Origin of the sequence: Asticcacaulis sp. SL142 (assembly GCF_026625745.1) — a bacterium.
In the GTDB taxonomy this organism is placed as follows: domain Bacteria; phylum Pseudomonadota; class Alphaproteobacteria; order Caulobacterales; family Caulobacteraceae; genus Asticcacaulis.
In genome coordinates this window covers 915,946-929,234 of the sequence record NZ_CP113061.1, presented here as the reverse complement: position 1 = coordinate 929,234, position 13,289 = coordinate 915,946, and the positions used below count along the sequence as shown (strand labels likewise).

Sequence of the window (13,289 nt, the reverse complement as noted above, 5' to 3'; positions counted from 1 at the left end):
AATTACACCCGTAACGACCTCAGCACCAGTCAATTCCAGAACCGGAATTATGCTGAATCTTTGGGCGCACCCTATCTCACACCCATCCCGCAAGGTCAATGAAGAAGGGGGGAGAACGGGAAACGATCAGAGATAGGGCTGAAGGGCAGTCGCCAGTACCGAGATGTTTTCGACCGTTAGGCCTGCAATATTGATACGACCGGAACCAGCCATATAGATGCCGTTGTCTTCGCGCAAAGATGTGACCTGATCCGGCGACAGCGGCAGAAGTGAGAACATGCCAGTTTGAGCGGCCATCGGCGCCAGTCGCGGATGAGCGGCTGCCAGCAGCATACGCAGTTCCACCAGACGGCCTTGAGTTTCGGCCAGTTCGGCCTTCCACACTTGCGTCAGTTCGCCGTCCAGTAAGATAGTGCGCACAATCGCCCCACCATGATCGGGCGGCATAGACCAATGGGTGCGGGCAATGACCAGAATATTGCCGAGCACGCGCTGGGCCAAAGCCTCAGACGCCGCCAGCGCATAGATCGCGCCGACCCGTTCGCGGTAAAGGCCGAAATTCTTATCGCACGAATAGGCGATCAGGGCATTAGGTACAGCGGCCAGCAGGGCGCGCATGGCCTTGGCATCATCTTCAAGGCCATTGCCCAGCCCCTGATAGGCCAGATCAATGATCGGCAGCAGGCCGCGCGCAACGATGAAATCGCTTAAAATCTGCCATTGGGCCGATGTGAACTCTGCCCCCGCCGGATTGTGGCAGCAGCCGTGCAGCAAAATCGCATCACCGGAACGCGCCGCCGTCAAGGCCGCCATCATCTCATCGAACAGGACGGTCTGGGTGGCCTTGTCAAAGAACGGATGCTCAATGACATCAACGCCCGCAGACTTAAAAATCGGACCGTGGTTAGGCCAGGTCGGGGTGCCGACAAAGACGCGCGACTCCGTCAGTTTCAGAAGCTCGGCGATCAGTTTGAGCGCGCCGGTGCCGCCGGGGGTCTGTACCCCGATCAGGCGCTTAGACGCGGCCACGGGCTCACCAAAAGCCAGAGGCTTTAACAACTCAACATAGACCGGATCGCCTTCTGGCCCCAGATAGGACTTTGAAGTTTGTTCCGTCAGTAGGCGTTGTTCGGCGGCTTTAACGGCCGCCATGACAGGCGTTTGCCCGTCAGCGTTGCGATAAACACCGACTCCCAAATCGATCTTAGAGGTGCGCGGATCGTTGCGATACATACCGATAAGGGCCAGCAGGCCATCGGCGGGCTGATCCTTGAGGGCGGCAAACGGGTCGCGCTGGGCGGTGGCGGCATCGGTCATTGAACAGGTATCCGTTGAAACTTTTCGCTGGGTACTTAGCACATGGTGTCAACGGAAACTATTCAAAAAGGCATCCATTGCGGAATAGAATTACCTTTCGACTTTGACGCGCCGTCTGATGATAAATTTACTGTCACGCGGGCAGACTATGGTTTAGCGTTTTAGTCTCACATTCACTGAAACAGGAAAGGTCATCCCATGTTACGCACGGCTACGGCAAAATGGAGCGGCGACGGCGCTACAGGTCAGGGCGGTCTGACGACCCAGAGCGGGGTGTTCACTGATCAGCGCTATTCCTTTAAACTGCGCTTTGAAAACGCCGACGGCAAGGCAGGCACTAACCCCGAAGAACTGATCGCCGCGGCCCATTCCGGCTGCTTTACCATGGCGCTGGCGTTTGCCTTGGGTAAGGCGGGCTTTACGGCTGACCATATGGCGACGGATGCCGAGGTTGACCTCCAACAAGCTGATGGCGGGTTTGCCATTGCGGGCATCAAGCTGAAACTGAAAGCCACCATCCCCGGCATTTCCGATGAGCAGTTTCAGGAAGTCGCCGCCGGTGCCAAGGCCAACTGCCCGGTCTCAAAAGCCTTGTCGGCAGTGCCGATTACCTTAGAGGCCACGCTCGCCTAAAATCGTGTGTCAGGCGATAGATTTGTCGCCTTTTTACCAGTACAGGCGCAATTTACGGCCATTTACGGGTACGTTTCAAAAAAGCGCTTGCCTTGGTTTCACATGTTATCGGATAGAGGCCTTTGATAGTTTTTTCAAAGGCCTTTTCCGTTCATGACCTACGGTTTTCACAATATCCAGAGCCTGATCGGTATTGCGGTCATGTTGTTTGTCTGCTGGGTACTGTCCGAGAATAAACGCAAGTTCCCCTTTGTGCTGACCATCGGCGCGATCGGCGTTCAGGTGGGCCTGATCCTGCTGTTTTTCGGGGTGCCGCAGGCGCAGGTCGTTCTGGATGCCGTCAATTCAGCCGTGGATGGTCTGGCTCTCGCCACCCGTCAGGGCACCCAGTTCGTGTTTGGCTATCTGGGCGGCGGCAATCAGCCCTATCAGGTCGTCAATCAGAACGGCCTGTTCGTGTTTGCCTTTGAAGTTTTACCGCTCATTCTGGTGATTTCGGCCCTGTCGGCGCTGCTGTGGCACTGGCATATTCTGAAATGGATCACGCAGGCGTTCGGGTTTTTGTTCCAAAAGGCCATGGGGCTGGGTGGGGCGTCGGCGCTGGCCGTGGCGACCAACATATTCTTAGGCATGATCGAAAGCCCGATCGTCATCAAGGCATACCTTTCCAAGTTATCGCGCTCCGAAGTGTTCATGATGATGGTGGTGGGCCTTGCGACCGTTGCCGGGTCAACCATGGTCGCCTATGCCTTGATCCTGCGCGACGTGCTGCCCAATGCGGCCGGGCATGTGCTGGTGGCGTCGATCCTGTCAGCACCGGCGGGCGTGCTTCTGTCGCGTGTGATAGTGCCTGAAAAAGAGGGCGAGGGCGGCTACTACGCTGAGTACGATAGCGCGTTGAAATACGATTCCGCCATTGATGCCATCGTCAAGGGCACCAGCGATGGCCTGATGGTGGTCATGAACATCTCCGCCATCCTGATCGTGTTTGTGGCGTTTGTCTCGCTGGTCAATGTCATGCTGTCGGGCCTGCCGCTTGTGGGCGGAGAAGCGGTGACATTAGAGCGTATTCTAGGGGTTGCGTTCTCGCCTCTGGCCTGGCTGATGGGCGTGCCATGGGAAGAAGCGCAAAAGGCCGGCTGGATCTTAGGGGTAAAGCTGACCCTGACCGAGTTCGTGGCGTTCCTTAAGCTGGGCGCCATTCCGGCGACCGAGATGAGCGAGCGTACGCGCATGCTGCTGACCTATGCCATCTGTGGCTTTGCCAATATCGGCTCAGTCGGTATCACGGTCACGGGCCTGAGCGTGCTGATGCCCGAACGGCGCGAAGAGGTGTTAAGCCTTGTCTGGAAAGCCCTGTTCGCGGGTTTTGTCGCCACCTGTCTGACGGCGGCTGTGGTGGGCGCTCTGCCGTCAAACCTGTTCGTTAGGTAGTTTTTTAAGTCGCGCCTAGAATTTCCGGATCACGCCTGAAAAGGCCATGATCGGTTTATCGCCGACATGCAGCATCCCGCGCGCGAATATCGTGGTGCGGCCTGAGCGAACCACTTCGCCGGTCGCGATCACGATATCGCCGACATTGCCGGGATTTAGAAACTGCGAATCCAGTTGCATGGTCACCCCGCGCGAGCCTTCGAGGTCACCGACCGCGAACGCAAACAGTGCCGTATCCGCCAGCGACAGCATAGACCCGCCGTGCATAATGCCGCCGCCATTCATATGACGCTCATCGACCCTCATGGCAACGCGCATGTGGCCCGCGTCATCGAACTGATAATAAAACGGCCCGATTAGCTTGACATAGGGGTCTTGTTTAGGCGACAGGAACCAGCCCTTGAATTCGCCGTCTTCAATCATTAACGGTTCAAGACTTAAATTATCGGCCACGGGCTTACTCCTGCACATCGGACTTATGATATGTCGCTATCCATAGAAGATGCTATTTTCGACCTGCTATCGAAGGCGACGCCGGGGGAAAGTATCAATCCCAACCAGGTGGCTCAGGCTGTAGACCCGGAAATGTGGCGGCGTCAACTCCCGAAAGTGCGCACCACGGTGGTTGGCCTTGCGCGACAGGGCAAGATTGAGGTGTTGCGTAAGGGCAAGCCTGCCGATCCGAATACGTTCAAGGGTATTTACCGGCTGCGGTTGCCGGTTGAGGGGGAATAAGTTTACCCCCTCTGATCTAAACGCGAGCGTTTAAATCAGCTCCCCCTGCAACAGGGGGAGTTCTTAAAAAGCTAAAACACCGCGACCAGTTTCGGCTCAAGTCGGACATGGACGGTTTGCCCGACCGTATAGGGACGAAGCGATGACACATGGGCGTGGGCTTCGTCGCCGCTCGGCGCTTTAAGCACCAGATCGCAATAGGCGCCGTGATAGCGATAGGCGGTGACCAAAACCTCTGACGTCAGGTCGATCGCTGCGTCTTCGACTACAAAGGCTTCGGGGCGGATGCACAGGGTCAGTTTGATCGCCGCCGGACCCTTGGCCTGGAGGCTGCCGAACCCGGAGGTGATATGATCGCCCATGTGCTTACCCGGCACCAGATTGGTTTCACCTAACAACCGCGCGGCTACTAGCGACGCCGGATTGAAATAACAGTCTTCGGGCGTGCCGGTCTGGATGATCTTGCCTTCGTTCATCAAGGCCAGAGCATGCCCCATGCTGAGGGCTTCTTCGGCATCGTGGGTGACCATGATGGCGGTGGTGCCGGTGGTTTCCAGAATATTGAGCGTGGCTTCGCGCACTTCGGATTTCAGATGGGCATCAAGACCGGAAAACGGTTCATCGAGCAGGATCAGACGCGGATGGCGGGCAAGGGCGCGAGCCAGAGCAATGCGTTGCTGCTCACCGCCGGACAGGGACGACGGATAGAGTTTGGCCTTATCGCTTAAGCGGACGGTGGCCAGCAGGCTATTGATGCGCTCATCACGTTCAGCCGCGTTTAAGTGCTTCAGGCCAAAGCCGATATTGTCACGCACGCTCAGATGGGGAAACAGGGCGTAGTCCTGAAACACAAAGCCCATGTCGCGCTTTTCAGGCGGCACATGGATGCCCTTGCCCGACAGAACGACACCGTTTGCGGCGATCGTGCCGCCTTCGATGGTCTCCAGCCCCGAAATTAGCCGTAACAGGGTTGATTTCCCGCAGCCCGATGGCCCCAGAAGGCAGGTGATTTCGCCCTCGTTCAGCGACAGGGACACCCCATCGACGGCCTTATGGCCGCCAAAGGCACGTTTGACATCGGTAATTTCCAGCAGGGCGGCCATGAGTTATTCTTTTCCGGTACGCGAAGCATCAATGCGTAAAGACAGGTATAGGGATGGAATGAGCGATACCGCAAGGATCAACAGGCTGGGCCACGCCGCCTGTGACAATCTTTCATCACTGGCATAGCGGTCGGCCAGTACGGCAAGGCTTTCCAACTGGAATGGCCGCAGGATCAGGGTGGCGGGCAGTTCCTTGGCGATATCGACAAACACCAGCAATGCTGCCGCCATGAAGGTGCCGCGCACAAGCGGCAATTCTACCCTCCGGATAGCCTCGGTCTTTGTGGCCCCAAGGGTGCGGCTGGCCAGTGCCAAATTGGGTTGAATGCGGGTCAGGCCAGCCTTGATCGGCTCAAACGCGGACGCCATCAGGCGGGCGGCATAGGCGATCAGCAGCAGGGCGATGCCGATCCAGAAATTGTTTTGAATGGCAAAGCCTTGCCACAGGATTGCGGCAGGGACTAACAATCCGATGGCCATGACCGCGCCGGGGGTGGCGTAGCCGATGCTCATCAGGTTGGAAATGGCGCGGCTTTTTCTAAACCCAAAGGCCACTAGAGTGGCAAGCACAAGGGTGATGGCCGCACCCGCAAGGCTCAGGCCCAATGTGCTGATGGCGGCGTCCAGCAGACGCTGAACATCGGGGGAGGTTTTGATAGCGCGGTAGATCAGCCACGCGACGGGAATGACCACGCCAAACGCCAGCAGCAACAAACAATAAAGCGTGGCCAGCCACTGCTTAGGGCGGCTTAAGGGCAGGGCGTTCAATTCACGCCAGCGGGCGGAGGCGGCGGAGTAGCTACGGTTATGGCGCTGAGTGCGCTCGATCAGCAGCAAAAACGCGGTCGCCCCGATCAGGCACAGCGCCAGTCGCGCCGCCAGTTCGGTCGAGCCAAAGATCGACCATGCCCGCACCACGCCGGTGGTCAGGGTCTGCACGCCTAAGAAATTGACCGCGCCATAATCAGCCAGACATTCCATGATGACCAGCGCAACACCGGCGATCAGGGCCGGCCGGCATATAGGCAGGGACAGGCGCAGGAAGATATCGTTCGACCTTACCCCCAGCATACGCGCCGTCTCAATCGCGCAGACAGACTGGTTTAAGAAAGCGGTTTTAAGCGTCAGATAGATATAGGGAAAATAGGCAAAGCTTAAAACGAAAACCGCGCCGTAAAAGTTGCGCATATTGAGCGGGACATCATAACCCAATGCACCATAAAGCCATGCCCGAAACGGTGAGGCGACATCCAAAAAATCGCTCCAGCCATAGGCCAGCACAAAGGCGGGACAGGCCAGCGGCAGCACCAGCGCCCACGAAAAAATGCGACGGCCCGGAAATTCGTGCATAGCCACTAGCCAGGCTGCGACCGTCCCCAAAGCGACCGTAATGACGGCCACCCATGTCACCAGCGCGGCACTTGTCAGGGCATAGCGCATGACAGGAAAATCGGGCAGGTTAAGCGACTGACCGGACTCAAACGCCTTATAGACCACCGCCAAAATGGGCAGCAAGGTCACGCAGACCGCCAGGATCGCGCCTGCCTTAAAGGCCGCACCGCTCCAGTCGGTGCGCTCAGGGCGCCCGGACGTAGAAACCGGAGAGGGTGCGGCAGCATCAGGCATGGAGGGGGGTTATTTCCACCCCGCTTTATCGTAGATTTTTTGGGCCTCGGACTGGTTGGCACCATAGGTCGTGACCGACAAAGGATCGGCCTTGAAGCCGGAAATCGCCTGAATATAGGCCGGGGTCTCGTCTGACGGGACGACGGGATATTCGCCATTGGCCTGAGCGAAGATGGTCTGGGCTTTCTTTGAGGTCATGTACTCAAGGAACGCCTGAGCTTCCTTTTTGTTGGCGGCATATTTCGCCATGCCGCCGCCGGAAATATTGACGTGAGTGCCCTGGCCCGCGATATCGGGGAAGCTTAAGGCCGTGGTTTGCGCCACCTTCGGGTCGATTTCGCCCTCATGGTGCAGCAGGCGCATGTAGTAATAGGAGTTCGACAGTGCGACTTCGCACGCCCCGACGCTGACGGCTTTGATTTGGTCAATGTCGCCGCCTTGCGGATCGCGGGCCATGTTGGCGACCACGCCCTTGGCCCAGTCGAGCGACTTTTTCGGGCCCCAGTGCTGAATGAAGGCCGCCATCAGTGACAGGTTATAGACGTTGTCAGAAGAACGCACGCACACCTTGCCCTTAAAGCGCGGGCCGGCCAACGCTTCATAGGTGGCGACCTCTTCCGGTTTGACCTTGGTCTTATCATAGACAATGACGCGCGCCCGCTTGGAGAAGCCAAACCACAGGTGGTTAGGTTCGCGCAGGTTTTCCGGCACGGCGGCGCTGATGACCGGCGATTCCAGAGGTTGGAACAGACCGGCGTCTGACGCCTTCCATAAGGCACCGGCGTCGGCCATCAGGATGACATCGGCCGGTGAGCCTTCGCCTTCGGCCTTCATCCGCTCAACCAGTTGGTCGGGCTGGATCTCCAGCCGGTTGACCTTGATACCGGTCTCTTTGGTGAAAGCCTCATAGATCAGGTTGTCAGCATCGTAATGGCGGGCAGTGTAGACATTGACATGGCCTTTGGTTTGCGCAGGTACCGCTGGTTTCGCTTCCTCGGCGGGCTTGCCACACGCCGACAGTCCGAGAACGGCGGCAAACGCTAGAAAACGAGCGGAAATCAAAGTCATGACACAAACCTTTCACGCATACCCTCTAAATGCGGTCTGTTTGGCATGTATGAGAATTATTCGCAAGCGCGACGACGCTATTTGTCGGAATTTTATGGATTGGATAACAGGCCTGCTGGCTTCGCATTCCATTTTTACAAATTTTGGCGTGGTATAAAAAGCGCGGCAAAAAAATAAATGGATCACTTATTTTGTCATCACGTCATTTTAAGGGTAATCATAACACTTGACCTGCATAAGGTTGAGCGGTACGGATACAGAATGAGAATGATCGTTCATTCTCATTCTGTATCCGTCGTATGCCCGGGTAAATCCGGTCTGTTCTAAAATATGAGCCTGCGCTTTGGGGGCTCTATTCATGGTTTTTAAATTACTTAGGTATTTCAACAGTCTTTATGGCCAGCGCGCGCAACGACAAAGCACAATACCGCATAGAACCTGTGGGGGAGCAAGACGGCTATGGTCGGCTCACGCTCAGCGGTGATTGGCGCGTCGGTACGATTGGCGGCATCGCGCCGCGCCTTAAAAGCGATCTGAAGCCCTTTAGCTCGATCAAGGTTGATTCCGATGCGTTAGTTCAACTTGATACCGCCGGGGCTTATCTATTGAGCGCGGTCATTGGTGATCGGGTGCGCGGGGAGATATTCGCCGGGCAGGACAATTTTCGGGGACTTTATGATCTGGTCAGTGGGCGCGATCTGACGGTTGATGAGTTTCATGAAGACCATAGTCGCCGCGAAGACAGCCAAAATCCGATTATCCGGGGCGTCGCCAAGCTGGGCGCAGGTGTTGTCGCCAATCTGGCGATCTTTACCGCCCTGCTGTCCTTTATCGGGCGCACGGTCGTTACGCTGATCGTGACGATCTTTAATCCTTTGAAGCTGAGGCTTACTCCGCTGGTCAGTCTGATGCAGCGGGCTGGACTCGAAGCGATCCCGATCGTGGTCGCCTCAAACCTGTTTATCGGTGCGGTCATTGCCTTTCTGGGGGCGATGCAGTTGAGCCAGTTCGGGGCGCAGGTGTTTAGTATCGAGTTGGTTGGTATTGCCGAGTTGCGTGAACTGGGGCCGCTGATCACGGCGGTGCTGCTGGCTGGGCGCAGTGCCTCCAGCTTTGCCGCCGAAATCGGTGCCATGAAGATGAATCAGGAAATTGACGCCATGCGGGTCATGGGCATCGATCCTTACGAAGCCCTGGTGCTGCCACGCCTGATCGGGCTTGTCCTTATGATCCCGCTGATTACCTTTGTGGGGTCGATGGCCGGTATGATCGGTGGTTTTAGCATCATATGGACGACGCTGGATTATGGCCCACCGATGATCATGCAGCGCACGCTCGACTATGTTGATATCAGCCATTTCTTTGTCGGTATGGTCAAAACACCGTTCTATGCGGCCGCCATCGCCATCATCGGCTGTCACATGGGCATGACGGTGACGGAGGATGTCATATCCCTGGGGCGTCAGGTGACGCGCGCCGTCGTACAGGCAATCTTTGCGATTTTTGTCATTGATGCGGTATTCGCCATTCTGTTACAGGGAATTCCCGCCCAATGAGTGCGTATGAACTTAACCCCCGCAATGATGGGCCGCCGATTGAAATCCGCGGGCTTGTCAATCAGTTCGGTGACCGGGTTATCCATCAGGATCTTGACCTGACGGTTGAGCGCGGCAAAATTCTGGGCGTGGTCGGTGGGTCGGGCTCCGGCAAGACTGTGTTGTTGAAATCTATCCTTGGTTTGTTGCGCTTTAAATCCGGTCACAGATCAATATTTTCGGTCAGGATATTGCGACGGCCTCGAAAAAACAAAAACTGGATGTTCAGTCGCGCAGCGGCGTGTTGTTTCAAAGCGGGGCGTTGTTTTCCTCGCTGACCGTGCTGGAAAACATCATGGTGCCGATGGCTGAGTTCACAAAGCTGAACCGGCGCGAATCCAAGCGTATCGGACTGCTTAAGATGTCGCTGGCGGGGCTGCCGCTCAATGCGGCTGACCTGATGCCGTCGGAACTGTCAGGCGGGATGATCAAGCGGGCAGCACTGGCGCGCTCTCTGGCGCTTGATCCGGAGCTATTGTTTCTGGATGAACCGACCGCCGGACTTGACCCGATTTCGGCGGCGGCATTCGATGCGTTGATTAAGGAACTGGCGTCCAGTCTGGGGCTTACGGTCTTTATGATCACCCATGACCTCGACAGCCTCTATACCATTACGGATGAGGTGGCGGTTCTGGCCGACAAGCATGTGGTGGCCAAGGCCCCGCCGCTGGAGCTGGAAAAATCAGACCATCCGTGGATACACGAATATTTTCATGGTCCGCGCGGTCGCTTAGGCGGCAAGATGCGCGATCACACACCTTCTGGCGATCAGGAAAGCTGAGACGATGGAAAGACAAGCCCATTATGCCTTCGTAGGCTTTGTGACCTTGCTGCTGCTGGCGGCGGGACTAGCCTTTACGTTCTGGTTGGTTCGCTTTGATTTTAACCAGAGCTATGACACTTATGATGTCGTCTTTACCTCTTCGGTCAGTGGTCTGGTCGAAGGCGGAGAGGTGCACTTCAACGGTATCAAGGTCGGTGAAGTCACGGATCTGCGTCTGGGCAAGGTTGACAACAAGCAGGTGATTGCGACGGTTCGCCTTGACGGGGAAACGCCGGTGCGGGTGGATTCGACCGCAACGCTTGAGCCGATGGGGGTCACGGGTCTCAACTATATTCAGATTACGCCTGGTGGCAATAAATCCCCCTATCTGGTGCGCAAGAGCCTGTCTGGCCCCAATCCGGTGATCAAGGGGGCCCCTGGCGCGCTTGATTTGCTGCTGCAAGGGGGCGGGTCGGTGATCCAGAACGCCTATAAGACCCTTGACCGCGTCAACCGGCTGCTGTCGGACAAAAACCTGATGACATTGACCAAGAGCCTTGAGAATATTGAGAATTTTACCTCTGATCTCAAAGATCGTGAGCAGATGCTCAACGATACCCATGAGGCTATTGTCAGTGCGGGGCAGGCCGCTGATGAGGTCGCAAGGCTGGCCAAATCCACAGATGCTCTCGTCGGCGAGCGGGCGCCGCAAACCCTGGCCAAGCTGGAAGACGCCGCCGGACGGTTCGGCAAGGCGTCGGACGAACTGGCAAAGTTAGCGGTCGCCTTAGAGGCCCCGGCAACTGAGGTTTCGGAAACGACTTTGCCAGATATTCAGGAAACCCTGCAAAATCTCAACGAAGCGACCCGGTCGCTGGAACAATTGGTCGAAGAGGCCCGCTCAAGCCCGCAGGGCCTGATCAGTAAACCCGTTGCCAAGGACAGAAAGGTCAAAGAATGAACCGTTATATGGTTTCGCGCCGTCAGTTACTGACCCTTGGGGCAGTCTTGTCCGCCTCTACGGCCTTGGGCGGTTGTATCACCCTGCTGCCCAGCAGCGATCCGGTTCAGCTTTATCGCTTTGGGTTTAACGCTGATCTGCTTAAAGTGGGCGGTGTATCCGCAGAACCCGTCACGGGCGGCGAAGCGGCTGAGGTCTATATCTCCGGCATCAGCTTGCCCAAGGCGGCCGCGGGCGATGGCATCCTTACGACCGAAAATTCACTGGTGTCCTACATCGAAGGGGCCCGCTGGGCATCACCGGCGGATACCCTGTTTGAAAATGCGGTTTCCGAAGGCTTTGACCGGGTGGCGTCCACGGTTAGACTGTCCGATCGCGGACGTGGGGCGGCTAAATACCGCCTGGATGTTCAGGTGCGGCGTTTTGAGACCGCCTATGCCAAGCGTCAGCCCACCGTCGTAATCGCGCTGGATGTGACGATGGTGCGCTTGTCGAATCGCACGGCGGTGGCCCATAAATATCTGTCGCGGGAGGTCAAGGCGGACAGCAACCGGGTCGGCGAAATTGTCCCGGCTTACGAAGAAGCCACGACGCTGATGATTGCCGATATAGTGGCCTTTGCCGAGGAGACGGTGAAGGGGCAGGCTCTAGTGGTTCAGAGCCCGACGTCGTAATCGGCCTCGGTCAGGCGCGCCACCTCGTCCAGGGTCACATCGGGCGCTAACTCTTTGAGAATCAGGCCGGAACCATCCGGCTTGACCTCAAATACGCCCAAAGTTGAGATGATTAGATCGACCACATGCGTACCCGTCAGCGGCAGGGTGCAGGCCTTGAGCACCTTGGATTCGCCGTGCTTATTGGCGTGTTCCATGACCACGACGACGCGCTTGACGCCGGCCACCAGGTCCATGGCCCCGCCCATGCCCTTGATCAGCTTACCCGGTATCATCCAGTTAGCGATGTCGCCGTTTTGGGCCACTTCCATCGCGCCCAGAATAGTCAGGTCTATATGGCCGCCGCGGATCATGGCAAACGAGTCTGCCGATGAGAAATAAGCGGTTTCATCCAGTTCTGTAATGGTTTGTTTGCCGGCATTGATCAGGTCGGCGTCAACTTCAGTCTCGGTCGGGAAGGGGCCCATGCCGAGCATCCCGTTTTCCGATTGCAAGGTGACCGTCATGCCCGCCGGGATGTGGTTGGCCACAAGCGTGGGGATGCCGATGCCCAGATTGACGTAGTAACCGTCCTTCAGTTCTTTCGCCGCGCGTTCAGCCAGTTGGTCTCGTGTCCAGGGCATACTCAGGCCTCCACAGTACGGATAGTGCGCTGCTCGATGCGCTTTTCAAAAGTGCCCTGCACGATGCGGTCAACATAGATGCCCGGCGTGTGGATGTGGTCGGGATCAAGCGCGCCCACGGGGACTATTTCTTCAACCTCTGCTACGCAGATTTTACCGGCGGTCGCCATCATCGGGTTGAAATTGCGGGCGGTTTTCCTGAAAATCAGATTGCCTCGGGCATCGCCTTTCCAGGCCTTGATGATCGACAGATCAGCGACAAGCCCGGTTTCCAGCACATAGTTTTTGCCGTTAAACGCTTTGGTTTCCTTGCCCTCAGCCACCAGGGTGCCATAGCCGGTGGCGGTATAAAACCCCGGAATGCCTGCGCCACCCGCCCGGATGCGTTCGGCCAGCGTACCTTGCGGGTTAAACTCCAGTTCAAGCTCACCGGCCAGATACTGGCGCTCAAATTCCTTGTTTTCACCCACGTAGGACGAGATCATTTTTTTAATCTGACGGGTATTGAGCAACATGCCTAAGCCAAAGCCATCGACCCCGGCATTATTGGAAATGACGGTAAGGTATTTGGTGCCCGCATCACGTACGGCGGCGATCAAATTTTCAGGTATGCCGCACAAACCAAATCCGCCCGACATGATGGTCATGCCGTCGAACAACAACCCGTCGAGCGCGTTTTTAGCACCTGTGTAAACCTTGCTGGCCGATGTCATGTGCGTGCCTCGCCCTGATGCGTTTATGTTGGGGCGAGGCTATG

General features: G+C 56.8%; 13 protein-coding genes and 1 pseudogene. 7 read left to right on the top strand and 7 right to left on the bottom strand.

The window, feature by feature from the left end; genetic code table 11:
- Positions 1 to 126: 126 nt before the first annotated feature.
- Complete coding sequence (locus OVA03_RS04330; protein WP_267526947.1) at positions 127 to 1,317, bottom strand: amino acid aminotransferase; 1,191 nt, start codon at positions 1,315 to 1,317, stop codon at positions 127 to 129.
- A 198-nt stretch (positions 1,318 to 1,515) separates the two neighbouring features.
- Between OVA03_RS04330 and OVA03_RS04325 the strand changes: the two genes are divergently transcribed.
- Both OVA03_RS04325 and OVA03_RS04320 read left to right on the top strand, forming a co-directional pair.
- Positions 1,516 to 1,950, top strand: coding sequence for an OsmC family protein (locus OVA03_RS04325; protein ID WP_267526946.1), 435 nt, complete (start codon positions 1,516 to 1,518; stop codon positions 1,948 to 1,950).
- Positions 1,951 to 2,103: 153 nt separating this feature from the next.
- Complete coding sequence (locus OVA03_RS04320; RefSeq protein ID WP_267526945.1) at positions 2,104 to 3,384, top strand: NupC/NupG family nucleoside CNT transporter; 1,281 nt, start codon at positions 2,104 to 2,106, stop codon at positions 3,382 to 3,384.
- A 15-nt stretch (positions 3,385 to 3,399) separates the two neighbouring features.
- Here the strand turns inward: OVA03_RS04320 and OVA03_RS04315 are convergent, their stop codons facing one another.
- Entirely contained in the window at positions 3,400 to 3,837 is a 438-nt protein-coding gene (locus OVA03_RS04315; protein ID WP_267526944.1) for a PaaI family thioesterase, read from the bottom strand.
- Between the two features lie 30 nt (positions 3,838 to 3,867).
- On the opposite strand from OVA03_RS04315, the gene OVA03_RS04310 reads away from it, so the two are divergent.
- Entirely contained in the window at positions 3,868 to 4,119 is a 252-nt protein-coding gene (locus tag OVA03_RS04310) for a DUF3253 domain-containing protein (protein ID WP_267526943.1), read from the top strand.
- Between the two features lie 71 nt (positions 4,120 to 4,190).
- On the opposite strand, the gene OVA03_RS04305 is transcribed toward OVA03_RS04310, so the two are convergent.
- From OVA03_RS04305 to OVA03_RS04295, 3 genes are read right to left on the bottom strand one after another with little or no spacing between them, the layout of a single operon-like run.
- Complete coding sequence (locus OVA03_RS04305; protein WP_267526942.1) at positions 4,191 to 5,222, bottom strand: ABC transporter ATP-binding protein; 1,032 nt, start codon at positions 5,220 to 5,222, stop codon at positions 4,191 to 4,193.
- A gap of 3 nt (positions 5,223 to 5,225) precedes the next feature.
- Entirely contained in the window at positions 5,226 to 6,848 is a 1,623-nt protein-coding gene (locus OVA03_RS04300; RefSeq protein ID WP_267526941.1) for an ABC transporter permease, read from the bottom strand.
- A gap of 9 nt (positions 6,849 to 6,857) precedes the next feature.
- Entirely contained in the window at positions 6,858 to 7,916 is a 1,059-nt protein-coding gene (locus tag OVA03_RS04295) for an extracellular solute-binding protein (RefSeq protein ID WP_267526940.1), read from the bottom strand.
- 395 nt (positions 7,917 to 8,311) lie between these two features.
- Here OVA03_RS04295 and OVA03_RS04290 point away from each other — a divergent pair, with 395 nt between their 5' ends.
- The 4 genes and pseudogenes from OVA03_RS04290 (at position 8,312) to OVA03_RS04275 (ending at position 11,909) form a co-directional block, all read left to right on the top strand.
- On the top strand, positions 8,312 to 9,472 hold the full coding sequence (locus OVA03_RS04290) for an MlaE family ABC transporter permease (RefSeq protein WP_267526939.1): 1,161 nt from the start codon (positions 8,312 to 8,314) through the stop codon (positions 9,470 to 9,472).
- Positions 9,469 to 10,292, top strand: a pseudogene (locus OVA03_RS04285) (ABC transporter ATP-binding protein). Before OVA03_RS04290 ends, OVA03_RS04285 begins: the two are co-directional and overlap by 4 nt.
- A gap of 4 nt (positions 10,293 to 10,296) precedes the next feature.
- Positions 10,297 to 11,235 (top strand): MlaD family protein, encoded by a 939-nt coding sequence (locus OVA03_RS04280; protein ID WP_267526938.1) that lies wholly within the window; start codon positions 10,297 to 10,299, stop codon positions 11,233 to 11,235.
- Entirely contained in the window at positions 11,232 to 11,909 is a 678-nt protein-coding gene (locus OVA03_RS04275) for an ABC-type transport auxiliary lipoprotein family protein (protein WP_267526937.1), read from the top strand. The genes OVA03_RS04280 and OVA03_RS04275 overlap by 4 nt, the downstream gene beginning before the upstream one ends.
- Here OVA03_RS04275 and OVA03_RS04270 read toward each other — a convergent pair.
- A complete protein-coding gene (locus tag OVA03_RS04270; RefSeq protein WP_267526936.1) occupies positions 11,891 to 12,532 on the bottom strand; it encodes a 3-oxoacid CoA-transferase subunit B in 642 nt (213 codons plus the stop codon). The two genes, OVA03_RS04275 and OVA03_RS04270, sit on opposite strands and share 19 nt — an antisense overlap.
- 2 nt (positions 12,533 to 12,534) lie before the next feature.
- Positions 12,535 to 13,245 carry a CoA transferase subunit A gene (locus OVA03_RS04265; RefSeq protein WP_267526935.1) on the bottom strand — a complete coding sequence of 237 codons (711 nt, stop codon included), beginning with the start codon at positions 13,243 to 13,245 and terminating at the stop codon, positions 12,535 to 12,537.
- Positions 13,246 to 13,289 lie beyond the last annotated feature (44 nt).

Coding starts and splice junctions, on each gene's coding strand:
- OVA03_RS04330 (WP_267526947.1), bottom strand. CDS start 1,317: ATGACCGATGCCGCCACCGCCCAGCGCGACCCGTTTGCCGCCCTCAAG.
- OVA03_RS04325 (WP_267526946.1), top strand. CDS start 1,516: ATGTTACGCACGGCTACGGCAAAATGGAGCGGCGACGGCGCTACAGGT.
- OVA03_RS04320 (WP_267526945.1), top strand. CDS start 2,104: ATGACCTACGGTTTTCACAATATCCAGAGCCTGATCGGTATTGCGGTC.
- OVA03_RS04310 (WP_267526943.1), top strand. CDS start 3,868: ATGTCGCTATCCATAGAAGATGCTATTTTCGACCTGCTATCGAAGGCG.
- OVA03_RS04305 (WP_267526942.1), bottom strand. CDS start 5,222: ATGGCCGCCCTGCTGGAAATTACCGATGTCAAACGTGCCTTTGGCGGC.
- OVA03_RS04300 (WP_267526941.1), bottom strand. CDS start 6,848: ATGCCTGATGCTGCCGCACCCTCTCCGGTTTCTACGTCCGGGCGCCCT.
- OVA03_RS04295 (WP_267526940.1), bottom strand. CDS start 7,916: ATGACTTTGATTTCCGCTCGTTTTCTAGCGTTTGCCGCCGTTCTCGGA.
- OVA03_RS04290 (WP_267526939.1), top strand. CDS start 8,312: ATGGCCAGCGCGCGCAACGACAAAGCACAATACCGCATAGAACCTGTG.
- OVA03_RS04280 (WP_267526938.1), top strand. CDS start 10,297: ATGGAAAGACAAGCCCATTATGCCTTCGTAGGCTTTGTGACCTTGCTG.
- OVA03_RS04275 (WP_267526937.1), top strand. CDS start 11,232: ATGAACCGTTATATGGTTTCGCGCCGTCAGTTACTGACCCTTGGGGCA.
- OVA03_RS04270 (WP_267526936.1), bottom strand. CDS start 12,532: ATGCCCTGGACACGAGACCAACTGGCTGAACGCGCGGCGAAAGAACTG.
- OVA03_RS04265 (WP_267526935.1), bottom strand. CDS start 13,245: ATGACATCGGCCAGCAAGGTTTACACAGGTGCTAAAAACGCGCTCGAC.